Annotated in this window: 21 protein-coding genes; 17 read left to right on the forward strand and 4 right to left on the reverse strand. The window is 43.0% G+C overall.

Annotated elements, in window-relative coordinates; translation table 11 throughout:
• Positions 1–16 precede the first annotated feature (16 nt).
• The 16 genes from B9A91_RS17840 (at position 17) to B9A91_RS17915 (ending at position 21,003) form a co-directional block, all read left to right on the forward strand.
• A complete protein-coding gene (locus tag B9A91_RS17840) occupies positions 17–1,033 on the forward strand; it encodes an NAD-dependent epimerase/dehydratase family protein (RefSeq protein WP_084240390.1) in 1,017 nt (338 codons plus the stop codon).
• On the forward strand, positions 1,033–2,085 hold the full coding sequence (locus B9A91_RS17845) for a dihydrodipicolinate synthase family protein (protein ID WP_084240391.1): 1,053 nt from the start codon (positions 1,033–1,035) through the stop codon (positions 2,083–2,085). The genes B9A91_RS17840 and B9A91_RS17845 overlap by 1 nt, the downstream gene beginning before the upstream one ends.
• A 39-nt stretch (positions 2,086–2,124) precedes the next feature.
• Positions 2,125–3,510, forward strand: a complete 1,386-nt coding sequence (locus tag B9A91_RS17850; RefSeq protein ID WP_084240762.1) for a mandelate racemase/muconate lactonizing enzyme family protein — start codon at positions 2,125–2,127, stop codon at positions 3,508–3,510.
• A gap of 83 nt (positions 3,511–3,593) precedes the next feature.
• Positions 3,594–3,953 (forward strand): c-type cytochrome, encoded by a 360-nt coding sequence (locus tag B9A91_RS17855; RefSeq protein ID WP_084240392.1) that lies wholly within the window; start codon positions 3,594–3,596, stop codon positions 3,951–3,953.
• Positions 3,954–4,031: 78 nt separating this feature from the next.
• Positions 4,032–4,814 (forward strand): sialate O-acetylesterase, encoded by a 783-nt coding sequence (locus tag B9A91_RS17860; RefSeq protein WP_084240393.1) that lies wholly within the window; start codon positions 4,032–4,034, stop codon positions 4,812–4,814.
• 185 nt (positions 4,815–4,999) lie between these two features.
• Positions 5,000–5,983, forward strand: coding sequence for a Gfo/Idh/MocA family protein (locus B9A91_RS17865; protein ID WP_317043341.1), 984 nt, complete (start codon positions 5,000–5,002; stop codon positions 5,981–5,983).
• 10 nt (positions 5,984–5,993) lie between these two features.
• On the forward strand, positions 5,994–7,349 hold the full coding sequence (locus B9A91_RS17870) for a Gfo/Idh/MocA family protein (RefSeq protein WP_200815689.1): 1,356 nt from the start codon (positions 5,994–5,996) through the stop codon (positions 7,347–7,349).
• 4 nt (positions 7,350–7,353) lie between these two features.
• Positions 7,354–8,688 carry a sugar MFS transporter gene (locus B9A91_RS17875; RefSeq protein WP_084240396.1) on the forward strand — a complete coding sequence of 445 codons (1,335 nt, stop codon included), beginning with the start codon at positions 7,354–7,356 and terminating at the stop codon, positions 8,686–8,688.
• A gap of 10 nt (positions 8,689–8,698) precedes the next feature.
• Positions 8,699–10,105, forward strand: a complete 1,407-nt coding sequence (locus tag B9A91_RS17880; protein ID WP_144008994.1) for a putative oxidoreductase C-terminal domain-containing protein — start codon at positions 8,699–8,701, stop codon at positions 10,103–10,105.
• Positions 10,106–10,221: 116 nt separating this feature from the next.
• Complete coding sequence (gene nagA / locus B9A91_RS17885) at positions 10,222–11,448, forward strand: N-acetylglucosamine-6-phosphate deacetylase (protein WP_084240398.1); 1,227 nt, start codon at positions 10,222–10,224, stop codon at positions 11,446–11,448.
• 5 nt (positions 11,449–11,453) lie between these two features.
• Complete coding sequence (locus tag B9A91_RS17890) at positions 11,454–12,212, forward strand: glucosamine-6-phosphate deaminase (protein ID WP_084240399.1); 759 nt, start codon at positions 11,454–11,456, stop codon at positions 12,210–12,212.
• Between the two features lie 169 nt (positions 12,213–12,381).
• Positions 12,382–13,446: a LacI family DNA-binding transcriptional regulator gene (locus B9A91_RS17895; protein WP_084240400.1), complete on the forward strand. Its 1,065-nt coding sequence runs from the start codon at positions 12,382–12,384 to the stop codon at positions 13,444–13,446.
• 63 nt (positions 13,447–13,509) lie between these two features.
• On the forward strand, positions 13,510–15,135 hold the full coding sequence (locus B9A91_RS17900; protein WP_084240401.1) for an ATP-binding protein: 1,626 nt from the start codon (positions 13,510–13,512) through the stop codon (positions 15,133–15,135).
• A 100-nt stretch (positions 15,136–15,235) separates the two neighbouring features.
• Positions 15,236–17,296, forward strand: a complete 2,061-nt coding sequence (locus tag B9A91_RS17905; RefSeq protein ID WP_084240402.1) for a glucosidase family protein — start codon at positions 15,236–15,238, stop codon at positions 17,294–17,296.
• 7 nt (positions 17,297–17,303) lie between these two features.
• Positions 17,304–19,475, forward strand: a complete 2,172-nt coding sequence (locus tag B9A91_RS17910; RefSeq protein ID WP_084240403.1) for an alpha-galactosidase — start codon at positions 17,304–17,306, stop codon at positions 19,473–19,475.
• A gap of 4 nt (positions 19,476–19,479) precedes the next feature.
• Positions 19,480–21,003, forward strand: a complete 1,524-nt coding sequence (locus B9A91_RS17915) for a glycoside hydrolase family 28 protein (protein ID WP_084240404.1) — start codon at positions 19,480–19,482, stop codon at positions 21,001–21,003.
• On the opposite strand, the gene B9A91_RS17920 is transcribed toward B9A91_RS17915, so the two are convergent.
• Positions 21,000–21,698, reverse strand: a complete 699-nt coding sequence (locus tag B9A91_RS17920) for a YdcF family protein (protein WP_084240405.1) — start codon at positions 21,696–21,698, stop codon at positions 21,000–21,002. The two genes, B9A91_RS17915 and B9A91_RS17920, sit on opposite strands and share 4 nt — an antisense overlap.
• 140 nt (positions 21,699–21,838) lie before the next feature.
• Here B9A91_RS17920 and ku point away from each other — a divergent pair, with 140 nt between their 5' ends.
• Positions 21,839–22,603, forward strand: a complete 765-nt coding sequence (gene ku / locus B9A91_RS17925) for a non-homologous end joining protein Ku (RefSeq protein WP_084240406.1) — start codon at positions 21,839–21,841, stop codon at positions 22,601–22,603.
• Positions 22,604–22,607: 4 nt separating this feature from the next.
• On the opposite strand, the gene B9A91_RS17930 is transcribed toward ku, so the two are convergent.
• From B9A91_RS17930 to B9A91_RS17940, 3 genes are all read right to left on the reverse strand, one after another.
• Positions 22,608–23,192, reverse strand: coding sequence for a DUF4142 domain-containing protein (locus B9A91_RS17930; protein WP_084240407.1), 585 nt, complete (start codon positions 23,190–23,192; stop codon positions 22,608–22,610).
• 64 nt (positions 23,193–23,256) lie between these two features.
• Positions 23,257–23,628 (reverse strand): DoxX family protein, encoded by a 372-nt coding sequence (locus tag B9A91_RS17935; protein WP_084240408.1) that lies wholly within the window; start codon positions 23,626–23,628, stop codon positions 23,257–23,259.
• 91 nt (positions 23,629–23,719) lie between these two features.
• Complete coding sequence (locus tag B9A91_RS17940) at positions 23,720–25,147, reverse strand: aminotransferase-like domain-containing protein (RefSeq protein ID WP_084240409.1); 1,428 nt, start codon at positions 25,145–25,147, stop codon at positions 23,720–23,722.
• Positions 25,148–25,206: the final 59 nt, after the last annotated feature.

A 25,206-nucleotide genomic window follows, 5' to 3' on the forward strand; every position in this document is an offset into this window, starting at 1 on the left:
AATAATCCTATTTTAAATGACCGAATTAGCACAACTGGAACAAGAGTTATTAAAGCCTTCTGAAAGGCTGATTGCAGATATCCGTAAAATTGAGGGCGACATTATGTTGTTGGGCGTTGGCGGTAAGATGGGCCCCAGCATGGCCCGGTTGGCTAAGCTGGCGGTGGATCAGGCCGGACAAAAAAAACGCATTATCGGTGTTTCCCGTTTTTCTGATGGCAATGCCCGGGAAGAACTGGAAACTGCCGGAGTAGAGACCATTTCTGCAGACCTGCTGAATGAAGCTGAGCTGGCAGGGCTGCCAGACGTTGAAAACATCATTTACCTGGCCGGAACCAAATTTGGTACCACGGGTAAAGAGGCCTTTACCTGGGCCATGAATGCTTACCTTCCGGGTCGTGTTGCTGAGCGTTTTAAAAAATCACGTATTGTTGTTTTCTCTACAGGAAACGTTTATCCCTTTACCCCGGTTACTTCTGGTGGTTTGTCTGAAGACCATCCGGTTTCTCCGGTTGGCGAATACGGGCAGTCTTGTCTGGGAAGAGAGCGTATCTTTCAATATTTTGCTGAAAAGAACCAGACACCAACCCTCATTTATCGTTTAAATTATGCAATCGATCTTCGTTATGGGGTTTTGTTAGAGCTTGCCAAATCTGTAAATGAAGGCCGGCCAATAAATTTGACTACCGGAAATGTGAATGTGATCTGGCAGGGAGATGCCAATGAGATTGCAATCAGATCTTTGCTTCATTGCAGTGCGCCTGCGAAACTATTAAATGTAACCGGGCCGGAAACACTTTCGGTAAAGTGGCTTGCAGAACAGTTTGGCATGCTGCTGGGTAAAGAACCACTTTTTGAAAATGAGGTTCAGCAGACAGCGTTGTTGAACAATGCTTCTGAAGCCCATAAGCTGTTTGGTTATCCAAGGGTAACCATCAGAGAAATGATGGATATGACAGTGAGCTGGTTACAGGGGGGTGGTAAAATCTCCAATAAACCCACACATTTTCAGGAAAGGAAAGGGCAATTCTGATGGCACGGCAATTGAAACCTGAATTGAAGAAATTCCTGGATGCAGGTACGGTAATTCCTGCGCATCCACTGGCATTAACCTCAGATAGGAAGCTGAATGAGGAGCAGCAGCGGCAGTTGACCAGATATTATATGGCCGCTGGTGCGGGTGGCGTGGCTGTGGGGGTACACAGTACGCAATTTGAGATCAGGGACCCAAAGATTAATCTTTATGACACTGTCTTGCGTCTGGCAGCCGAAGAAGTAGAAAAAGAGGGGTTGGAAAGGCCTTTTATCAAAGTGGCTGGAATTTGCGGTCCTACCGCAGAGGCGGTAGCCGAAGCGGAGACCGCTCTTAGGTATGGCTACGATATGGGGCTTTTGAGCATGGGCGGATTACAGGCTTGGACAGAAACAGCGATTTTGGACAGGGTAAAAGCTGTTGCAGCAGTAATGCCGGTTTTTGGTTTTTATCTGCAGCCAAGTGTTGGCGGACGCATCTTCAGCTATGATTTCTGGCTGCAGTTTGCAGAAATAGAAAATGTAGAAGCCATAAAAGTAGCTTCTTTTAACAGGTACCAGACCCTGGATGTGGTAAGGGCGGTATGCCATTCAACCAGAAGAAATAAAATTGCCCTTTATACGGGTAATGATGACAATATTATTGCAGACCTGCTCACCAGCTATGAGTTTGAAGTTGATGGAAAGAAAGTAGAAAAAGAATTTATTGGTGGATTGCTGGGGCATTGGGCAGTGTGGACAAACGCAGCCGTTCGGTTATTTGAAGAAGTCAAAGCCTGTAAACGGAATGCGTATCAAAATGCTGCCACATTGCTAAGTAAAGGCGTACAGGTAACGGATATGAATGCGGCGATATTTGATCCCTCGCATAACTTCCATGGCTGTATCCCGGGTATACATGAGGTGTTAAGAAAACAGGGGTTAATGGAAGGAACCTGGTGTCTGAACCCTGAAGAGCAATTGTCGGAAGGGCAGGCCGCAGAAATAGAACGGGTTTGTGCTGCTTATCCGGACTTGACAGATGATGTTTTTGTTAAAAAGTTTCTTGGCTAGTTATTGTCAGAAAACACCATCAAGGAAATACCAGGAGAAATGAACCGAAGATCCTTTATTAAGAACGCAGGTCTGATGGCTGCATTTTCCGGAACTGGTTGGAACAAAACTTCTTTTTTCGCGACACCAATTATGAAAAACATTACAATAACAACTATTGATGCCGATTTTGAACGTGAAAAACTGATTCGGCCATTTGGATTTAAAGGAGGCTATCTGACAGAACTCTGGCAGGTCGCTTCCAGAATTCAGGCTGAATCGGGGCTGGCTACCACGGGTATAGCAACGCAAAGTGTTTTATATGGCGATGCTGATCTTTTTGCCAGCCATACCGAAGCGGAGGGTAATGCACTGATGTTTCTTGTGGTGAATAAGGCGTTGGAGCTGATCAGGCAAAATCCTTTTAAAGATCCTATTGCATTGTTGGAAGCAATATTTCCTGAATTGGTTAGGGAGGCGAAAAGGATAACCGGTAAGGCTGATCTGAACCTCAATTTTGTTTACAATGCGCTTATCAGCACCGACAATGCCGCTTGGTTAATGTATGCTGCTGAAAACAAGTACAAAACGTTCGATGAAATGATTCCAGCGCCTTATAAAGAAGCTTTATCACATAAAAACCGCCAGGTTGCGGTTATTTACCAGGTGCCTTATGGGATGCCGGTATTGGATTTGACAAAGGCTGCTGCTGAAGGTTACTTTGTTTTTAAAATAAAAACGGGTTATCCAGGAAGCCAGACTGAGATGTTGCAGAAGGATATGGAAAGATTGAGCCAGGTTCATGCTGCCCTTAAAGACCTGCGTACAGACCGTACACCCAATAGTAAACTGATTTATACAATGGATGCGAATGGCCGGTATGAACGTAAGGAATTACTACAGCGCTATCTGGACCATGCCAGGAAGATAGGAGCCTTTGAACACATTTTATTTTATGAAGAGCCGCTGGCGGAACATAATGATGAAAATGTATCGGATCTGGGGATAAGGATGGCCGCGGATGAAAGTATACATACGGAAGCTGATGCTACAAAGAGAATAGAGCAGGGGTATGGAGCAATGGTACTTAAAGGAATCGCAAAAACGCTCAGTATATCGATGAAAATTGCAAAACTCGCAGCGGAAAATCAAATTCCATGCCTGTGTGCAGATCTTACTGTAAATCCCATACTGATAGACTGGAATAAAAATCTTGCGGCCCGTTTAACGCCTTTCCCAGGTATAAATATGGGCTTTATAGAAACTAATGGTGATATGAACTATAAAAACTGGAAGCATATGCTCGGGTACCATCCTTATGCTGGGGCTACCTGGACTAAAACAACAGGAGGGATATTTGAACTTGGGGATGATTTTTACGCAAAAAGCGGGGGTATTTTCGATGCTTCTGCCCATTACGAGCAAATGTTTAAAAAAGGACAATAATTTATTAAATATTTAGAAGGCAGATTGCAGGAAATATTTATTTTTAACCCGAACACAATAACCTAATAGTAACACACACAACAATGAACAAGACCTTATTTTTTTCAGGCTGCCTGGCACTGGGTATATTTACTACAGGAGCAGCCAAGAGTCAAACTGCTGACCCTAAAAAAGACATTGAAGCAGGAAAAGCATTGATTGCGAAATCAGATTGTTTTGCATGTCATAAACCAGATGGCAAACTGGTTGGCCCATCCTATACGGAGATTGCAAAAAAATACACTGCCACAGATGCAAATGTTACACTCTTATCGGGAAAGGTAATAAAGGGCGGTAGTGGTAACTGGGGGCAGATCCCTATGGCCGCACATCCAAAAGTTTCGCAACCGGATGCAAAAAAAATGGTGAAATATATTTTGTCCCATTCTTCGGCAAAAAAATAAACCAGAGATGAAACCAGTATGAAAGTACCATTTCTGGCCACACCCAAAACGGTACTTTTATGGCTTTAAATTAGCAATATGAGATTTGTGTTCCTTTTATTTCTTGTTTCGCTCTGCTGTGTTTTTAACAGCCTTGGCCAGCAAAGTCCGGACAAGGCTGATCCTGATTTTCATTTATATCTGCTTATTGGGCAGTCTAATATGGCAGGCAGAGGGAAAATAGATAGCGATGGTAAGCAAATCAACCCGAGGATACTGATGTTAAACAAAAACGGGGATTGGGTTATGGCTACGGATCCACTTCATTTTGATCGACCTGCTATGGTAGGTGTTGGCCCTGGCCTGAGTTTTGCCCAGCATATGCTTGGTAAAAACAAAAAGATAAGAATAGGCTTAATTCCATGTGCAGTAGGAGGTTCTTCAATTGAGGTATGGCAGGCAGGGAAGGAATATTTAAAAGACCACCCTTACGATGATGCCATAAAAAGGGCTAAGATTGCAATGCAATATGGGGTGCTTAAAGGTATTGTATGGCACCAGGGAGAAGCAGATAGCAATGAAGAAAAGGCGGGACGTTACATTGCGAACCTGAAAAAGCTGATTGCCGACCTTAGAAAGGACCTGCTGGCTTCTGATGTACCGTTTGTAGCCGGGGAACTGGGACAGTATCGTGAAAATTACAAACTCATAAATGCGGTACTGAAAGATTTAGCAGATGAAGTGCCAAATTCCGGACTTGCTACATCTGAAGGATTGGTGCATAAAGGAGATGGTACGCATCTGGATACCCCCTCAGCAAGGGAATTGGGAAAACGTTTTGCTGTTGTTATGCTTAGGTTGCAGAAGAATCGGAAAAAATAATTTGTTATGGGGATGCCAAAATAAATTTGCATGTTTCTTCTTTAGTGTGTATATTCGGGTACGTACACATTATTACATAGTCCTAAGAAGAACAAGGCCTTTAACACCACATTGAGAACAAAATTGTAAGTTTAGTTTATAGACAAATCATTATGAATAGTTACAACCGGAGAAATTTTATCAGAATGGCAGCATTAGCAGGCACAGGGTTTGGTGTTGCAGGTAGTTTTGAATCGCTATTTGCAAAATCAAGCATATTGGCAGGAAAAAGGGTAGGAATTATAGGGCTGGATACCTCACATGCCGTAGCTTTTACCAAGACCCTGAATGCGGCAGATGCACCAGCCGAGTACGCTGGTTATAAAGTGGTGGCAGCTTACCCGAAAGGGAGTAATGACATCAAAACCAGTGTAGAGAGGATTCCGGGGTACACGGAGGATGTAAAAAAACTCGGCGTTGAAATTGTCGGTTCGATTGCCGACCTGCTGAAGAAGACCGATGTCATATTGCTGGAAACAAATGATGGGCGCCTCCATCTGGAACAAGCTTTGCAGGTGTTTAAGGCGCGTAAACCTATGTTTATAGACAAGCCAATGGCCGCTTCGCTGGCGGATACCCATGCTATATTTACAGCCGCAAAAAAATACAATTCCCCTGTATTCTCTTCCTCTTCTTTAAGGTATATGGATGGTATATCAGACGTAATAGAAGGTAAAATCGGAAAAGTACTTGGTGCTGAAACTTATAGTCCAGCCAAATATGAAAAAACACACCCGGACCTGTTCTGGTACGGCATACATGGTGTAGAAATGTTGTTTGCGGTAATGGGACCAGGCTGTAGAACGGTGACCAGGGTGCACACTGAGGATACCGATGTTGTGGTTGGGGTATGGAACGACGGCCGCGTCGGTACTTTCAGAGGTACACGTAATGGCAAAAGTGATTACGGTGCCAGGGTATTTGGTGAAAAGAAAAACGTTACCCTTGGTGAATTTAAAGGTTATAACCCCTTGCTTCAGCAAATCGTTAAATTTTTTGAAACAGGACAGGCCCCTGTACGGCCGGAAGAGACCATAGAAATTGCTGCTTTTATGGAAGCTGCTGATGAAAGCAAAGTAAAGGGTGGTTGTCCGGTAAGCATGACGGGATTGTTAAACAAGGCTAAATAAATTGATACACATGGATAAATCAGGAGACAAAAACCGTCGTCATTTTATAAAAAATGCAGTCACTGGGGCGGCCGCACTATCCTTAGGTGGTGTACTACCCGGGTTTAGTGCCAAAAGCTATGCAAGTATATTAGGGGCAAATGATAAGATTAACGTAGCCATGATGGGGGTGAATGCGAGAGGGCTTGCCCTGGCAGGTAACTTTTCACTGCAGCCCGGCTGCGTGGTAACCTATATCTGTGATGTGGACAGTCGTGCTGCTGATAAATGCATTGCTCAGGTAGAAAAGAACCAGAGCAGGAGACCGAAATCAGAGCCGGATTTTAGAAAGGCCCTGGAATATAAAGATGTTGATGCTTTGGTTGTAGCTGCTCCTGATCATTGGCATGCGCCCGCCGCAATACTGGCTTCGAAAGCAGGTAAACATGTTTACCTGGAAAAGCCCTGCAGCCACAATCCTGCAGAGGGAGAACTGCTGCTGGCAGCAGCCAATAAATATAAAAATGTAATTCAGATGGGCAATCAGCGCCGCTCATGGCCAAATATTGTTGCCGCCATCAAGGAACTCCATGGTGGAGCAATAGGCCGGCCTTATTTTGCAAAGACCTGGTATACCAACAATAGGCCTTCAATTGGTAAAGGTAAAGAAACAGCTGTGCCATCCTGGTTAAATTTTGATTTGTGGCAAGGACCGGCGCCCCGCACGGCTTATAAAGATAATATTTTACATTACAACTGGCATTGGTTCTGGCATTGGGGAACAGGTGAAGCCCTAAACAACGGAACGCATATGGTGGATATCGCCAGATGGGGACTAGGTGTGGATTATCCTACAAAAGTGACTTCATCAGGAGGCCGTTACCGGTATCAGGATGATTGGCAAACACCCGATACCCAGGTTATAAGCCTGGAATTTGGTAATAAAGGCGCGATTACCTGGGAGGGAAGGAGTTGCAACGGCCGGAATGTAGAAGGTGCCAGTGTTGGTGTTATCTTTTATGGAGAAAACGGCTCCTTGCAAATCGATGGTACAAACGGATACGTCATTTATGATTTAAACAATAAGCTGGTGAAAGAGGTTAAAAATGATGTTAAAGTTGATGCACGAAGTTTAACTAACCCCTCACAGGCTTTAGATGCCTTGCATATCAATAATTTCTTTGATGCAATAAAAAAAGGGACCAGTTTAAATTCGGATATTTTGAGCGGACACCAAAGCACATTGCTTGTACAGTTGGGTAATATTGCGCAACGTACAGGAACGGCCCTTGATATCGATCCCAAAAACGGTCATATTTTAAACAATAGCGCAGCAATGCAATACTGGAGAAGAACTTACCAAAAAGGTTGGGAACCAACAATCTGATCGCATGGAAAAAGGAAACATTACTTCAGTTAGTGTAAGTTCGTTGAGCAAACGCGATACACTCATTTCAATTTTTATCATCGGGCTGCTGTTCTTTATTTTTGGCTTTGTGAGCTGGGTAAATGCCATTCTGATCCCTTACTTTAAGATTGCATGTGAACTCAATAATTTTCAGTCCTACCTGGTTGCATTCGCTTTTTATATCTCTTATTTTGTGATGTCTGTACCTTCATCTTACCTTTTAAAATCTGTTGGATTTAAGAAAGGGATGATGATAGGCTTCTGGACCATGGCCCTGGGTGCATTTATTTTTGTCCCGGCTGCACTTGCCAGAACCTATGAGGTATTTCTACTGGGCCTGTTTACGCTTGGTTCTGGTTTGGCAATATTGCAGACAGCGGCCAATCCATACATTACCGTACTGGGCCCGAAAGAAAGTGCAGCTCAACGCATCAGTATTATGGGGATCTGTAACAAAGGGGCTGGTATACTTGCGCCGTTGCTGTTCGCCGCCGTAATATTGAAGGCTACAGATGCTGATTTATTTAAAGAGTTGCCCACAATGGATGCTGCGGCCAGGAGTGCGGCGCTTGATGAGTTGATCCGAAGGGTGATACTTCCTTATTCCTGTGTCGGTATTGTTCTTTTATGTCTGGGTTTATTTGTGCGTTTTTCTCCTTTACCGGAAATCAATACCGAACAGGAAAGCCAAGATGTGGCACTTGCCAATTCCGGTAAGACCAGCATCTTTCAGTTCCCGCACCTGGTGCTTGGGGCTTTAGGTATATTTTTGCACGTAGGTACCCAGGTAATTGCCATTGACACCATTATAGGCTACGCCGGATCTATGAATATTCAACTGCTTGAGGCCAAAGTTTTTCCATCCTATACTTTGTTTGTGACCATTTGCGGTTATCTGCTGGGCATTATTGCCATACCCCGGTTCATTAGTCAGGCCAATGCTTTAAGAATATGTACCTTACTCGGTGCAATTTTTACATTGCTTATCATTTACGCAGAAGGAAACATTGCCTTTTTAGGCCACCAGGCCGATATTTCTATCTGGTTTGTGGTATTGCTGGGTTTTGCAAATTCGCTGGTATGGGCAGGTATATGGCCGCTTGCGCTCGATGGCCTGGGCCGATTTACCAAATTGGGTGCTTCTCTGATGATTATGGGACTATGTGGAAACGCAATTATGCCACTTCTTTATGGCTATTTTGCCGATCTGTTTGACCTGAGAACTGCCTATTGGGTCTTATTTCCCTGTTATCTGTATCTTATTTTTTATGCACTTTACGGACATAAGCTCAGAAGCTGGTCTGCTATAAAATCTTAAAAAAATGCTTATGCTTTCTAATTGCCACTTTAAATTTAACAATAATCAAGGTAAAGCACTTTTTGTACTTTGCCTCCTTTTCGTGACAGGAACAGGCTGCCAAAATGATATAAGGGAGTCGGAAGACGCCTCCATAAAATTGATTACACTAGACCCCGGGCATTTCCATGCCGCTCTGATACAGAAATCTATGTATAAAGAGATCAGCCCGATTGTACATGTCTATGCACCTGATGGACCTGAGCTTGATGCTCATTTAAAACTCATTGAAAAGTACAACAGCAGGGCTGAAGATCCTACAAAATGGGAGGAAATAGTGTATAAGGGGCCAGATTACCTGCAAAAAATGCTCGACGAAAAAAAGGGAAATGTAGTGATCCTGTCTGGCAACAACCAGAAAAAAACAGAATATATACAAAAGTCTGTTGAAGCAGGAATTAATGTTCTGGCAGATAAACCTATGGCCATCAATACCAAAGGATTTCAGCAACTGGAAAAATCATTTGAATTTGCCCAAAGGAATAAAGTATTATTATATGATATCATGACAGAGCGTTATGAAATTACAAATATGCTTCAAAAAGAGCTCTCGGAGCAGCCGGATGTTTTTGGATTACTGGAAAAAGGTACCCAAGATCAGCCTGCGATAACAAAAGAAAGTGTGCACCACTTTTTTAAATTCGTTTCTGGTTCACCTTTAATTCGTCCCCAGTGGTTTTTCGATATCAATCAGGCAGGAAACGGATTGGTTGATGTGACTACCCACCTGGTAGATATGGTACAGTGGGAAGCCTTTTCAAATGAGCTTATACACTACAAAACTGATATAAACATGCTTTCTGCAAGGCGTTGGACAACTTCAATTAACCCCGGACAATTTAAAAAGAGTACAGGTAAAGATACCTATCCTGCTTACCTTCAGAAAGATGTTAAGGACGGAGTATTGCAGGTTTACTCTAATGGAGAAATGAATTATACCATTAAGGGAGTGCATGCAAAGGTTTCAGTAGTCTGGAATTTTGAAGCGCCTGAAGGTTCGGGAGATACGCATTATTCGGTGATGCGCGGAACAAAGGCCAACCTGATCATTAAACAGGGGGCTGAACAGGGGTATAAACCTACACTCTATATTGAACCCGTAAAATCAAATGATGCAGCATACGAAAAAGCCTTAAAACAAGGCATTGAGAAGATGGGAAAGCACTACCCGGGACTTACTTTAAAGCCAATCAAAAAAGGCTGGGAAGTTGTTATTCCGGAAAAATACAAGGTAGGGCATGAGAGCCATTTTGCAGAAGTAGCTAAGAAATATCTGCGTTTTCTCAAAGAAGGGCAGCTTCCGGATTGGGAAAAAGAAGCACTTTTGAGTAAATACTATACCACAACAAAAGCACTTGAACTTGCTTTGAAAAACTAAAGTCACAAGGAACTAAACTTACATTTTACAGATAATACTATTGTTCGGGTACGTAAACATAATGACAATAATATTTATCTTTGCAAATAATTTCAGCCTTGAAATTACAACAGATTATGAGTGAGAGGAAACTAAAAATATTTAACGGCAACATTATAACCCCATACCGTATTGTAAAAAATGGAACGCTCGTTGTCTGCAATGGCATAATCAGTGATGTTATTGAAGGAGATATCGAAGTACCAGGGGCGATTCAGATCGATGCTAAAGGCAAGTATATTGCACCCGGATTTATAGACATGCATGTTCATGGCGGTGGTGGTTTTGATTTTATGGATGGTGATGTAAATTCCTTCCTTAAAGTTGCTGAAACACATGTCAAATATGGTACTACGGCCATGTGTCCGACTACATTAACCAGTGAGCTGGCCGATTTACTGGAAACCCTAGACCACTACGAAACTGCCAAAGCAATAAATAAAACAGGGGCACAATTTCTGGGTATGCACCTGGAAGGGCCATATTTTTCTAAAAACCAGAGCGGGGCACAAGACCCGCGCTTTATGCGTAACCCAGAGCCCAGGGAATATGAAAAGGTTTTGTTCCATGCGCATTCCATCAGAAGATGGAGTGCAGCTCCGGAGCTTAAAGGTGCACTTGAATTTGGCCGGCACCTGAAGGCCCTGGGCATTCTTCCTGCTATTGCCCATACCGACGCTATTTATGAAGAAGTGCTGGAAGCTTTTGAAAATGGTTACACGCTTGCCACCCATTTTTATTCGGCTATGTCGGGTGTAAGCAGAAGAAATGCTTTCAGGTATGCCGGGGCTATTGAGGCGGGGTACCTGATTGATGAAATGGATGTAGAGATTATAGCTGATGGCATACACCTTCCAGCACCTTTGTTAAAGCTTGTGTATAAGATAAAAGGAGCTTCCCGAACGGCTCTCATTACTGATGCCATGAGGGCTACGGGGATGCCACCAGGTAAAAGCATTTTAGGCAACAGAAAGGACGGACTGGAAGTTTTAATTGAAGATGGAGTGGCTAAGCTGATGGACCGCAGTGCTTTTGCGGGTAGTGTAGCTACTGCCGACAGGCTGATCAGAACCATGGTCAATGAGGCTGGTGTTCCTTTACAGGAAGCGATACGGATGATGACAGCTACCCCAGCCAGAATTTTGGACGTGGCTGATAAAAAAGGTACGATCCTCAAAGGAAAAGATGCAGATCTGGTGCTCTTCGATGAGCAAATAAACATAGCCAACACCATCATAAACGGAGAAATTATTTACAGCCGGGAAGCAATATTGCAGCACAATCCCATCCTGGTAAAAGAATAGAAAAAATGGTCAGAGAATTTACAACAGACAAACTTAAAGTACAGGTACTGGAAGATAGAAATTTGCTTGGTACACGAGCCGCAGAAGCTGTTTATCAGCAAATCAAAGCATTACTGGCCACAGAACCTTACCTCAATATCATTTTTGCTGCGGCCCCCTCTCAGCATGAATTTTTGTCAGCATTAATTGAAAAAGACATAGACTGGTCACGCATCAATGCCTTTCATATGGACGAATATATTGGCCTGACCGAAGATGCCCCCCAGGGTTTTGGTAACTTTTTGAAGGCAAGGATTTTTGAACATGCGAATTTTCACAGTGTAAACTACATCAGGGGAAATTCAGCAGATGTGGCAGCAGAGTGTGAACGCTACGAAAAACTGCTGCTACAATTTCCGCCTCACCTGGTTTGCATGGGAATTGGAGAAAATACCCACATTGCTTTTAATGATCCGCATGTAGCCGATTTTAACGATATAAGACTTGTGAAGGTAGTTGATCTTGATCAGGAATGCAGGCAGCAACAGGTAAATGATGGCTGTTTCGCCAAAATAGATCTGGTGCCTGAATATGCCCTTACCTTAACTATTCCAGCATTATTTTCTGGTAAATATATATTCTGTATGGTTCCCGGCGAAAAAAAAGCAAAGGCGGTCCACCACACTTTAAGTCAGGAAATCACCGCGCAATATCCCTCAACCATATTGAGGAAGCATGAAAATGCGGTTATGTTTACCGATAAGCAAAGCAGCGTTTTTGTTTAAGGGAAAAAACATCAGAAACGCTCCGGGTAAAAAATATTTTTGCTTTTTTAGGACCGCATTTATTTTATTTGATAAAATAAATGCAAATTTATAGCGATGAGGCCTGAATGTGGTGTTACAGCAAGTGTGCCTGCAATGGGATCATGACCTTTTAAAAAAGAGATAACTAATGAAAAAAACTGAAGAGAAAGCACTTGTTGGTGTACGTGAGATCGCAAGAAAAGCAAATGTTTCTATAGCAACTGTCGACAGGGTTTTGCATAACAGAACAGGCGTATCAGCCAAAACAAAAGAGAAGATTGATGCCATTATAGAAGAATTAAACTATAAGCCCAATATTTTAGCAAGGCGCCTGGCATCTAAACAAATTCTGAGGTTTGCGGTGTTAATCCCTTCAGTATCTAAAGAAACAGATTATTGGAGTGCTCCTTTGAGTGGTGTTTTGCAGGCTGAGTCGGAAATCTCGTCTTACGGCATTCAGGTAGAAACCTTTTTTTTTGATCAGAACGATAAAAAATCGTTTGTAAAACAATCAGAAGCCGTGCTCAGGGGCAATTTTAACGGTGTGCTTTTGGCCCCGATGTTTATAGAAGAATCGAGCAAATTTGTAGATGAATGTGCGCTACTTAACATACCTTGTGTATTCATTAATTCGGATATTCCGGACAAAAACAGTTTGTGCTACATTGGTCCTAGTCTGTATCATAGCGGTTATCTTGCGGCACATATCTCCGGTTATTTATTAAAAGAAAACGATAAGGTCCTTATTGTAAATATCTCTAAGGAAATAGATAATCACCACCACTTGCTTCGAAAAGAAGAAGGCTTCCGGAAGTATTTTGAAGATAACCATAAAGTAAATGAAATCCTCAAAGTCGATATCCGTGATACTGCATATGATTCTGTTAAAAAAAGTCTTTCAGCAGTGTTAAAAAACAATACCATAAATCTCATTTTTGTAACCAATTCCCGGGTGTCTTCTGTGGCGCATTATCTGGAAGAAGAGAATATTGAAGATGTTAAATTGATTGGTTTTGATTTTCTGACTGAAAATATAGCCTATCTGAAAAAACAAACCATAGATTTTTTAATTTGCCAGAAACCAATAGAACAGGGATATAGGGGCATTATGGCGCTTTATACCCATTTTGTACATGCCAGTCCGATAGACAAGGTATATCATATGCCTATCGATATCATTACAAAAGAAAACCACCAGTTTTACAGAAACTAAGCCAGGTTTATCAGAAGGATGATCTGATGTTTTTGTTTATATTTGTTTAACCTATTGTTGAATATGAACGAATCAGCTCATCATCATAAAAATGACGGGGGGAAGCTCCATGAATTAACTGCTCATCTGCAATCGCTCATTACTTCACTTGAAGATATTGTGTTTGAGATTGACGGAAACCAGGTTTTTAAAAACGTGTGGGTATCCGACGAGCGTTTGTTGTTTATGCCTAAGGAAGCTTTTCTGGGGAAGACAATAACAGAAGTAATGGGCGCCGGTTCTGCGCTATTTACAGCTCCGGTAAATAAAGCGATAGCAACTGGAACAGTTCAGGAAATCACCTACAAGCATCTTGATGATCTTCATAACCAGTGGTTTAAGGCGAAAATCAAGCCGGTGCTGAAATCTTCAGTTCCGGAAGATTATGTTCTGGTGTTGAGCATACAGGATATTACGGCGCAAAAACTAGCCGATATGGCCCTGGAAGAAGCCAAGCTGCAATTGGAGCTGAGTAATATGGCTTTGACGGAGGCCAGGGACAAAGCAGAAAAAGCATCCAAAACCAAGTCGGATTTCCTTTCTGTAATGAGTCACGAGATCAGGACGCCTTTAAACGGTATCATTGGCATTGCCAACCTTTTAAAGTTAAACCATACCATGGATCAGAAGGATTACATTGGTAACCTGATCTTCTCCGCAGATCATCTGATGCAGCTGATCAACGATATTCTGGACCTCACCAAGATTGAAAATGAAAAGCTGGAACTGGTACTTGCCGAGGTAGACCTTTTCAGGCTAATAAAAAACATTAAAAATCAGTTTAAATCTTTAGCGGAGTCTAAGGGTGTACAGTTAAAAAGCTATGTTGACGATGAAATTCCACAAAGGCTTATTGCTGACCCAATACGCCTTAGCCAGATGCTGAATAACCTGATCAGTAATGCCATTAAATTTACAGATAAAGGTGAGGTAAGCCTTTTGGTAAAACTTTTGTCTACTCATTCTAATCAGGTAAAACTGCATTTCAGTGTAAAAGATACCGGAATGGGCATTCCGCCCGAATTGCAGAAAACCGTTTTCGAAAGTTTTAAGCAAATTCAGTTATCGGCACAACGGGAACACGCTGGAACTGGATTGGGCTTAACCATTACCCAAAAGCTTGCCGAACTGCACAACAGCAGGGTAATTCTGGAGAGTGAAACGGGTAAAGGTGCTGAATTTCATTTTGACCTGGTTTTTGATATCGCGGACAACCAGGAGTCCGATGATAATGCAACCACGCTGCCTGTATCTGCCATTTATCAGAATAAACTTAAAGGATTGAAAGTATTGTTGGTGGAAGACAACCTGATTAACCTGATGGTTGCCCAAAAGCACCTGGAGTATTTTGGAGTACAGGCAGACTGTGCCGACGATGGCAACAGCGCCCTCCAGTTGATGCAGGGAAATGAATACCATGTAGCCATGCTGGACCTGCATATGCCTGGCCTGGATGGATTTGCACTCGCAGAGATCATACGTCAACAGTATCCCACTGTTCATCCGGTAATCTTTACAGCAGATATCATGACTGAAGTGAGGCATAGATTTGCCGCAATAAATGTTTACGACATTCTTAACAAACCATTTGCACCCGAAAAGATGTTTGCGGTGCTTTTTAAAGTGGCCAGGTCAAGAGGGATCTTATAGCAGGGGACATGCTAAAATAGTTTATTAAACAGCCAAAAGCTTCTTGAAATATGCTGTTAAAAATCTTCAAATTGCGTTAGCCAATTTAAACCAATACAACATGAACAGAATCTTTATGCAAGGCAGGTGTTTGATTGCCGTCCTTTGTTTAAAATTAACTACCGGATATGCACAGCAAACGCTTTTACCTAAACAGACAGATCGTTGGGCAATACAGCCGAATGGAAGTATTACATGGAATATAGATAAGCGCATTCCCCATACCGATCATATCGAGATGGCGGGAGAGCAGGTGGCCATATGGGTTGAATATGGATTAGATAGCATTAAACGGTCAAAAATAAATAGAACACTGGTATTTCCAACGTTCAGGATGCTTCCTGATGGTACAAGATCGCACATCACTTATTCCTTCCAGGACAATGAACTCCCAAGGTTTTATATGAACAAAAGATTGCTGGATTTTGGTACCGCTAAAAGTGGTAAATCAGGTAATTTGGGTTATAACGTTAAAGATATTAATCAGAAGGGTATCATGCGGGTAAACGCCGAAACGGGAAACCCTGTATTGGCAACAATAGTACGCAGCTTTTTTCCCTCGGTAGATCAGCCTATGGCTATTGAGAAGTTTGTGTTTACCAATGTTTCAGGAGCGGACCTACCTGTTGCCATGGAATATCTCAAAAGAGAGGTCAGGACAGATGCTTCAAGAAGTAAGGGGAAATCGCATAGCGTAATTATGGGGACCACAGGAGAGGGAAACCGGGTGCTGAAACCTGGAGAATCAGCCACATTTGCAGTTTATTACCTCGCAACAGACCATCCAGAACAATTGCCTGCAATTAATGCAGATAAAGAGGAGCAAAAAAGAATGGCAAGAATAGCAGAGATCCAGGCTCCATTGAAGCTGGAAACGCCGGACAAGGTGTTAAATACCGCTTTTGAATTTGCCAAACTGCGGGCTACCGAAAGCATTTACAAAACAAAGGGCGGCTATATGCACGGTCCCGGTGGCCTGGCTTATTATGCCGCTATCTGGGCAAACGATCAGGCCGAATATGTCAATCCATATTTTGCTTTTTCGGGCGACAGGATCGGGCACCTTTCTGCCATGAACGCCTATGCCTGGTTTGCCAGGTATATGAACCCCGATTATAAAGCAATTCCAAGCTCTATTGTAGCCGAAGGAGATGCCGTATGGAAGGGTGCAGGCGACAGGGGAGACCAGGCCATGATTGCCTACGGCGCATCCAGGTATGCCCTGGCTACAGGTAATATCGATTCTGCCCGTAAATTATGGCCTTTAATTGAGTGGTGCCTGGAATACAGCAAACGAAAAATGAACGCAGAAGGGGTGGTTACTTCTGATAAAGATGAACTGGAAGGCCGTTTTCCTGCCGGAAAGGCCAATTTATCTACCAACACCCTGTACTATGATGCCCTTCGCTCGGCAGTAATGCTGGGCCAGGCGCTTGGTAAACCTAAAAGCCAGACAGATGCCTATCATAAGCAGGCTGATGCATTAAAGGTAAATATGGAGAAATACTTTGGTGGCAATGTAGAAGGTTTTGAAACCTATAAATATTACGAAGGAAACGATGTACTCAGGGCCTGGATTTGCTTGCCGCTAACCATGGGGATCTTTGACAGAAAGCAGGGTACCATTGATGCGCTTTTCTCGCCAAGATTATGGACCGCGGACGGTTTGGCTACACAAGCCGGTAAAGAAACTTTTTGGGACAGGTCTACTTTATATGCCTTAAGGGGCGTATTGCAGGCTGGTGAAACCGGAAAGGCCATGGATTTTATTAAATATTATTCGCGCCGCAGGCTCCTGGGCGATCACGTGCCTTATCCGGTTGAGGCTTACCCTGAGGGCAACCAACGCCATCTATCTGCCGAAAGCGGCCTTTATTGCCGCATATTTACCGAAGGTTTGTTTGGCATGCGTCCGGTGGGTTTCCGGAGTTTTGAGTGTGCCCCAAGAATGCCCGAAGATTGGAACCATATGTCTTTGCGCAGCATTCATGCATTTGGAAATGTGTTTGATCTGGAAGTCTCCAGGGCCGGAAAGAATATGTTGCTCATCAATATTAAAAAAGATGGGAAAGATGATAAGTACAAGATAAAAGAAGGGGCTACTCAACTCATTAAACTATAGTGCTGAAATGAACAATTCAATAAAATACCTGTTTGGTCTGCTCTGTATCTTTGGGATTTTCTCCAATGTGTCTGCACAACAAGACAAGCAGATCGCCATTGCAACAAAAAATACCAGTCTGATTTTTACCATATCAAGGGCTCAAAAACTTTACCAGAGCTATCTTGGCCAGAAATTAATTAATCCATCCGATGAGGCATTACTGACCTCAACCCGGCGCGAAGCTTATATTGGTGCGGGGATGGGTGATTTATTTGAACCCGCAATCAGGATGGTGCATAGCGATGGCAATCCTTCTCTGGATCTGAAATATACCGCCCACAAAATCAATAAGCAGGACAACAATGTAAGCACCACTTCTATTAGCTTAAAGGATCCGCAATATCCGGTTGAAGTATTGCTGCATTTCACCGCTTATTATAACGAAGACATCATCAAAGCATGGACAGAGATCAGGCACAAGGAAAAGAAACCGGTTACCTTAACCAATTATGCTTCTTCCATGCTGCATTTTGATGCCTCAAAGTATTGGCTCAGCCAGTTCGATGGCGATTACATGACCGAGATGAGGATGAAAGAAAGCCAGCTTACCACTGGTATAAAGGTGCTGGACAGCAAATTGGGTACCCGCGCGCAAATGTACCGTTCGCCCTGCTTTTATCTCTCTTTAAATAAGCCATCCGATGAAAATAATGGCGAACTCATTGCCGGAACCCTGGCCTGGTCGGGCAATTTTCAGTGTTCATTTGAGATAGATCAGCAAAATGGCTTACGCATGGTTACCGGCATGAACCCCTACGCTTCTGAATATAAATTACAGCCAGGTAAAACTTTTGAGACCCCTGCATTTATATTCACCTATACCAGAAAAGGAAAAGGGGAGGCCAGCCGTAACCTGCATCGCTGGGCCCGTAATTATGGCGTGCTAGATGGCAATAAACCTCGTTTAACACTCCTGAACAATTGGGAAGCTACACATATGGACTTTAATCAGGATATATTGGTTGAACTGTTTGATGGGGCAAACAAACTGGGAGTAGACCTCTTCCTGCTGGACGATGGCTGGTTTGGCAATAAATACCCGAGGGACGCAGATAAAACAGCATTGGGCGACTGGCAGGTAGATAAAAAGAAACTCCCAAGCGGTATAGGTTATCTCGTGCGCGAAGCAAACAAGAAGAACCTGCAATTTGGTATCTGGCTGGAACCGGAAATGGTAAGTCCAAAAAGTGAATTATACGAAAAACATCCCGAATGGATACTAAAGCTTCCCAACAGGGAGGAATCCTATTCGCGTAATCAGCTTGTTTTGGACCTCATCAATCCTAAAGTGCAGGACTTTATCTATAATATGGTGAATGACCTGCTTACGGAAAACCCCGGAATTGCCTTCGTTAAATGGGATTGCAACCGGATGCTGACCAATACCTATTCACCCTTTTTAAAGGAAAACCAGGGTAACCTGTTTATCGACTATAACAGGGCCCTCTATCAGATACTGGAACGGCTGAGAAAAAAACATCCACACCTGCCAATTATGCTATGCGCAGGGGGAGGGGGCAGGGTGGACTATGGTGGTTTGAAGTACTTTACTGAATTCTGGCCGAGCGACAATACTGATGGTCTGGAACGGGTATTTATACAATGGGGTTACCTCAATTTTTTCCCGGCATTAACCGTCTCCAGCCACGTAACCTCAATGGGCAAGCAATCGCTGAAGTTCCGTACCGATGTGGCCATGATGGGTAAAATGGGTTACGATATCAGGGTGAAGAACCTTACTGAGCAGGAAGTTAAATTTAGCAACCAGGCTGTTAAAACCTATAAGCAGATCAGCGATGTGATCTGGTTTGGAGACCTGTACCGCCTGGTCTCGCCGTATGAGGAAAACAGGGCCGTTTTGATGTATGCCAGTGAAGACAAAAAAAGAGCTGTGCTTTTCAATTATCTTCTCAATTTCCGGAGAAAGGAATATATGGGCAAAGTACTCTTGCAGGGGCTCGATCCTTTAAAACGTTACAGCATAAAAGAAATTAACCTTTTGCCAGATGCCAAATCAACTTTTCCTGACGATGGAAAGGTTTTTAGCGGCGATTATCTGATGAATATAGGATTAAACCTTTCTTCAGGTAAAATTACTCCGCTTAGCAGCTCCGTTTTTGAAATTATAGCACAATGATACAATGAAGACACTTAAAATAATACTTGGTTTATGGATGATCACGGCATTTACAAATTTTGTAAATGCCGCTGATTTTAATATTCTTAAATATGGTGCCCTTGGCGACGGAATAAGCCTGAACACAAGCGCCATACAAAAGGCTATTGATGCCTGTAACCTGTCTGGTGGAGGTAGGGTTATTTTTCCGGAAGGGAAATTCCTGTCGGGAACTATAGTAATGAAAGATAATGTGACCATTCATTTCGAAAAGAATGCAGTATTACTTGGCAGTACAGACTTGAGGGACTACCGCAATCTCGATCCATTTACCGAAGGTCTGGGTATTGACGTGGGTTGGGCGCTCCTGGTAGCAGTCGACGTAAAAAATATCAGGCTGGAAGGAGCAGGTATGATCGACGGACAGGGATCGGCCATCAAAGCCAAACATATCCTTACCGACACCAGGCCCGAGGGGCAACGCTGGGGCCTGCGGCCATTTTTGCTGCGTGTTGTACGCTGCGATGGGGTAACTGTAAACGATGTGACCCTTAAATATGCCGGCGCCTGGACTTCACATTATTTTCAGAGCAGGAACCTGCACATAGAAAACGTGAAAATTCTAAGTGTTGGTGTGGCGCATAACGATGGGATTGGTATTGACGGATGCCAGGATGTGGTGATCAAAAACTGTGATGTAGAGAGTGGAGATGATGCACTGGTTTTTAAAACTACTTCCAGCAAAATGGCCTGCAAAAATATTGAAGTCAGCGGACTCCGTTTGAAAAGCCATCAGGCTGGTATCAAAATGGGGACCGAATCTATGGCAGCCTTCGAAAACATCAGGATATCCAAATGCCATATCTACGATACCCGTAACGGAGGTATTAAGCTCCTTACTGTTGACGGTGCGCATTTGCGTAATGTAGAGATCACTGATATTACCATGGAAGAGGTAAGGACCCCAATGCTTTTTCGCCTGGGCTCTCGCTTAAGTGTATTCCGTAAAAACAGCGATACCAAACAATCTACCGGTACTTTTGAAAATGTGGTTATCCGCAATGTAAAAGCAAATGCTGCTGCTAATGCGCAGCTCATGCCGCCTTCAGGCATCTTGATCACAGGAGTACCTGGGCATTACATCACCAACCTTACCCTTGAAAATATTGAGATCAGTCTGGCAGGTGGCGGATTGGCAGAACACGCCAGACAAGCTGTCCCCGAAGCTATAGATCAGTATCCGGAGGTCAAGACATTCGGGCCAAGGGTGCCGGCATATGGAGTGTGGGCTAGGCATGTAAAAGGGCTTAAGCTTAAAAATATTAAATTTAACCTTGAGCGCAAGGATCTGAGGCCTGCACTGGTATGCGAGGATGGAACAGACATTGAGATATTCGACTGGAAACTTCCTGAAACTACAGGAGCAGAAGCCATTATCCGGTTGGAAAACGTTCAGAATGCAGTTCTGAAAAATGCCGGTGGTAAATCAGGTGACAAAAAATTTGTACTGATTGAGGGAAACAGTAAAAATATAAAACAAGCCCCTTAAGCCACATGCAGCGATTTTTGCCCGCTTAGTGCTTTAATGTGTTCCAGGGATTCCCTGATCTCAGCGATTGGGAAATCACCCCTCTGACCGTAAGTCTGTAACCTGAGGTACTCGCCCCATACCAGTCCGCGGCCATATGCTGTCTTAGACCACATTTGTCTGCTGATTGGATACTTTAAATAGTCAGAAGGCAAGGGCAAAGGTATACAATGCAGCATTACTGATGGAAAAAACCTTTTCAGACATAACGATGCCCTGGTAGATGCGTAAGAATGGGATAAAAAGGTCATGCTCCGGATATTTTCAAAAGAGAATATCTTTTTCGCCTCTATGATATTTTCCAGCGTATTTTTTGATTTGCACTCGGTGAATATTTGTTTGTCGGTATATTTTTCCAGTGGTATATAAGATTTGATCAGGGTGGATTCCGCTTCTTTTTTATAAAAAGACCCATTGTAGTTGGCCACACCACCGGTAATTAGCACCCGGTTAACCAGACCCGCATTCAGCATGTAACTGATGACATCTGCAATTTCCCGGTGCTGAACGTTGGATCCGAAAACAAAAAGCAGATCTGTGGGCTCCAGACTCTCTTCCTGAAAACATAAACTGGTCAATGCTTCAATCAGTTCTGCGTCCATATCCGGGCTTTGGGCAACCTTTACAATCTCCCTGTATAATTCTTTTGACTCCATTTGGTTATCACTTTGTTTAGGTATAGACGAACAGTATACCTTATTTGCTACAGGCCCTTAAAAATATTTTTTGAACCTTTTATAAAAAAGCTTGTTTTAAACGTAATGTTATTTATTATCATTGATTTAATTGAATACAGATGAGGTCAATATGGAAAGGTTCAATCGGTTTCGGACTGGTCAATATCCCGGTAAAGTTATTCTCTGGTGTGCAAAGCAGCAGTCTGGATCTGGATATGCTGGATGAAAGGGATCATGCCAATATCAGGTTTAAAAGGGTAAACGAAAAGACCCACAAAGAAGTACCTTATGAAAATATTGTGAGAGGATACTTCTTAAAAGACCATTATATTGTGCTGGATGAACATGATTTTGAGGAAGTAAAACCAGAGAAAACCAAAATTATAGAGATCGAGAATTTTGTGGATATTGCTGATATCAATCCGGTTTATTATGAAACTTCCTACTACACCCAACCAGAAAATCAGGGTAAAAAAGCTTACGCGCTATTGCTCAGGGCACTGGAAAAGTCTAAAAAAGCCGGAGTGGCACGCTTTGTCTTGAGGAATAATGAAAACCTTTGTGTGCTCCACCCGCTCGATGGGGTTATTGTAATCACCAAGATACGTTTCCAGGAAGAAATACGAGATACAAAAGAAGTCAGGCTCAAAGAATCCCCTGCCATTAATGCAAAAGAACTACAGGTGGGCCTGGCTTTGATCAAACAATATACATCGGGCTTTAATATTGACGCATTTAAAAATGACTATTCCAAAGAACTGTTAAAAATCATCAAATCTAAGGCAAAGGGCAAAAGGGCAACTGTTAAGAAGATCAAGCCCAAAAAAGCAGTTAGCGACGATTTGTACGGTCAGCTGATGGAAAGTCTAACCAAAAGAGCCTGATTGCCTATTTTAATTTTTCGTTCAGTTCTGTGGCCGTTTTATAGTGAGCTTCCAAAGTTCGCAATGCCCGGATGGCAAAATTCTGCAGTGGTGTATCACCAGAGGTGGCTGCAGATTTAAACAGGTCAAGGGATTTGATATGATCCGTTACCATCATCCCGATATAGTGTTTGTCAAATGCTGCCGCCGACATATTTTTCATTTCTTCAATATGGGCCAGATCTGCCTGGGGAAGCGTACCTGGTAAGGTCATACGCTTGCTTTCTGCCAGTTTTTTCAGACGCTCTGCAATTCTACTATGGTCTCTGACAACTGTTGTGGCAAAGGACCTCACCAGCCGGTTGGTCGATTTTTTTTCTGCTATTTTTCCCAGCTCTATTTCTTTCATCCCACCAAGGGCAGCCTCATTCATAAAAACAGACATATCTGCCCCCCGGTTTAAAGCAGTTGTATCTGTAATGACATGGTCTTCCATTGACGAATCGATTGCAGCTTGTTGAGCGCCTGTTGCACTGTTGTTTGTATTTTGGCAAGCTTGGAAAACAGAAAAACCAAGCAGAATAATAGCCAATAAAGTTTTTGCTTTCATGATTAATGTCTTAATTGTTAGTTTATTTAACTACAATTGAGGCAGGAAAATGTTTTGAAAGCAGCTATTTAGCTGCTTTGCTGATTTTATGATAATAAAAATAAGAGATCATCAGAATGCCTAAAACAACCAGGGGGAAAATTGCTTGCCCACCAATACCATCAACTGCAGCGTGACTGATACTGGCAAATACAAAATCGAATGCAAAACCCGCATAGATCCATTCTTTAGCTCGACCTTTAATCTGAGGAAGCACTAAACCAATTGAACCAAGCACTTTAAACACAACCAGGGCATTGCCAAAGTACTGGGGATATCCCAAATGTCTGATGCCTTCCTTCGCCAATTCGGTTTGTGAAGTGAAGGCGGGCATGACTCCTTCGAATAGGAAAATCAGAATTGTTGCCGTCCAGAAAATAATTTTGTCTTTTTTCATGATGTTTATAATTTATACTACAAAAGTATCGTTTGGGTTTAAAAGCTGTGCTGGGAAGAAACGACAATGTGAAGGGGCGTTTGCGACAATCTTATGGTGTACTCGTAATAAAGGCCTTAGCAAGACTTCCCAACTGCTTTAAAGTAAAGCTGAGTTCGTCTGTCCAGGGCAAACCTATACAAAGGCGCATGCAGTTCTGAAACTGGTCCTGCAGGGTAAACATGCGGCCTGGTGCAATGCTTATCTGCTTTTTTAAGGCATAATTATAGAGCTTTGCGGTGTTTATTTCTTTTGGAAATTCAACCCATAGGGTAAGTCCGCCCTGCGGTCTGCTTATCTTAGTACCTGGGGGAAAATGCAAAGCTATGGCCAGGGCATAACGCTGATAGTTTTCCTGCAGCGTTTTACGCAGTTGCCGCAGGTGATGGTCGTACCTGCCGGTCATTAAAAAATTCCCTGTAGCTTCGTGAATTACAGCGGTTGAAGATAAGGCATGTACCAGTTTTAATCTCAATAGCCGGTCTTTATACTTACCTGGTGCAACCCAGCCCACACGATAACCTGGCGCAAGTGTTTTTGATACTGAGCTACACCACAAAACATTGCCCTCTGTATCGAAAGACTTGCAGCATTTCGGACGTTCGGGACCAAAATGCAGGTCTCCGTAAGTATCGTCCTCAATGAGTGGGATGTTGTGTTTGGCCAAAAGCTTTACAATTTCTTTTTTGTGGGCATCTGGCATACAATAGCCATAGGGGGTGTTGAAATTCGGTACTAGCAGGCACACATTTATTTCAGGGAGCAATTTTTCCAATGCATCAATGGCTATTCCCGTAACCGGGTGTGTGGCAATCTCGAGTACCTTCAGCCCCATGCTTACGGCCAACTGTAAAATGCCCGGATAACATGGACTTTCCAATGCCAGCGTATCGCCTGGTTCGGTTAATGCCATGAGGCATAAAGCCAAAGCATTCATGCAGCCATTAGTTGTTACCACATCACTTTCCTTTAAATGCCCTTCCCAGGCTAACGAACGGACGGCTATCATTCTTCGCAGCTTTAGGTTACCCTGCAAAGGTTCGTATGCCGTACCGCCCTCTTGCAATGCCCTTGTGGCCAGAACTATTTCTTTTTTCAATTTTGCCAAAGGCAAAAGGTTCCCTGAAGGTACCCCGATAGAAAGAAGCGTGAGGTCATTCCGTGCCATATTGGAATAAACACTGTCAATCAAATCGTTCGGTTCCATATTTTTGACAACAGGGAGGGGCTGACTCGTTTCAGGTAGCGGAAGCTTCAGGTAATTGAGCGGACTCACAAAATAGCCCGATTGAGGTTTTGATTGCACCAATGATTGGGCTTCCAGTTCAAGAAATATTCTTTTGGCCGTGTTTATGCTGATGCCGTGTTCCCTGCTTAAAGTTCTTACAGATGACAACCGCTCCCCTGCCCTTAAAACACCTGTTTTGATTTTGTCGGCAATATTGCCAGCAATTTCGTTGTATAAAAAGTCTTTCTTCACCTCGCAAATATAATTGTGTCCATTTAAATATAAAAAACTGTATCTGTGCTTGTTGCCGT

The sequence above is a fragment of the Pedobacter africanus genome (assembly GCF_900176535.1).
Classification (GTDB): Bacteria; Bacteroidota; Bacteroidia; order Sphingobacteriales; family Sphingobacteriaceae; genus Pedobacter; species Pedobacter africanus.

Excerpts from the sequence above, each read along its gene's own strand:
- B9A91_RS17840 (WP_084240390.1), top strand. The coding sequence starts at position 17 with ATGACCGAATTAGCACAACTGGAACAAGAGTTATTAAAGCCTTCTGAA.
- B9A91_RS17845 (WP_084240391.1), top strand. The coding sequence starts at position 1,033 with ATGGCACGGCAATTGAAACCTGAATTGAAGAAATTCCTGGATGCAGGT.
- B9A91_RS17850 (WP_084240762.1), top strand. The coding sequence starts at position 2,125 with ATGAACCGAAGATCCTTTATTAAGAACGCAGGTCTGATGGCTGCATTT.
- B9A91_RS17855 (WP_084240392.1), top strand. The coding sequence starts at position 3,594 with ATGAACAAGACCTTATTTTTTTCAGGCTGCCTGGCACTGGGTATATTT.
- B9A91_RS17860 (WP_084240393.1), top strand. The coding sequence starts at position 4,032 with ATGAGATTTGTGTTCCTTTTATTTCTTGTTTCGCTCTGCTGTGTTTTT.
- B9A91_RS17865 (WP_317043341.1), top strand. The coding sequence starts at position 5,000 with ATGGCAGCATTAGCAGGCACAGGGTTTGGTGTTGCAGGTAGTTTTGAA.
- B9A91_RS17870 (WP_200815689.1), top strand. The coding sequence starts at position 5,994 with ATGGATAAATCAGGAGACAAAAACCGTCGTCATTTTATAAAAAATGCA.
- B9A91_RS17875 (WP_084240396.1), top strand. The coding sequence starts at position 7,354 with ATGGAAAAAGGAAACATTACTTCAGTTAGTGTAAGTTCGTTGAGCAAA.
- B9A91_RS17880 (WP_144008994.1), top strand. The coding sequence starts at position 8,699 with ATGCTTTCTAATTGCCACTTTAAATTTAACAATAATCAAGGTAAAGCA.
- nagA (WP_084240398.1), top strand. The coding sequence starts at position 10,222 with ATGAGTGAGAGGAAACTAAAAATATTTAACGGCAACATTATAACCCCA.
- B9A91_RS17890 (WP_084240399.1), top strand. The coding sequence starts at position 11,454 with ATGGTCAGAGAATTTACAACAGACAAACTTAAAGTACAGGTACTGGAA.
- B9A91_RS17895 (WP_084240400.1), top strand. The coding sequence starts at position 12,382 with ATGAAAAAAACTGAAGAGAAAGCACTTGTTGGTGTACGTGAGATCGCA.
- B9A91_RS17900 (WP_084240401.1), top strand. The coding sequence starts at position 13,510 with ATGAACGAATCAGCTCATCATCATAAAAATGACGGGGGGAAGCTCCAT.
- B9A91_RS17905 (WP_084240402.1), top strand. The coding sequence starts at position 15,236 with ATGAACAGAATCTTTATGCAAGGCAGGTGTTTGATTGCCGTCCTTTGT.
- B9A91_RS17910 (WP_084240403.1), top strand. The coding sequence starts at position 17,304 with ATGAACAATTCAATAAAATACCTGTTTGGTCTGCTCTGTATCTTTGGG.
- B9A91_RS17915 (WP_084240404.1), top strand. The coding sequence starts at position 19,480 with ATGAAGACACTTAAAATAATACTTGGTTTATGGATGATCACGGCATTT.
- B9A91_RS17920 (WP_084240405.1), bottom strand. The coding sequence starts at position 21,698 with ATGGAGTCAAAAGAATTATACAGGGAGATTGTAAAGGTTGCCCAAAGC.
- ku (WP_084240406.1), top strand. The coding sequence starts at position 21,839 with ATGAGGTCAATATGGAAAGGTTCAATCGGTTTCGGACTGGTCAATATC.
- B9A91_RS17930 (WP_084240407.1), bottom strand. The coding sequence starts at position 23,192 with ATGAAAGCAAAAACTTTATTGGCTATTATTCTGCTTGGTTTTTCTGTT.
- B9A91_RS17935 (WP_084240408.1), bottom strand. The coding sequence starts at position 23,628 with ATGAAAAAAGACAAAATTATTTTCTGGACGGCAACAATTCTGATTTTC.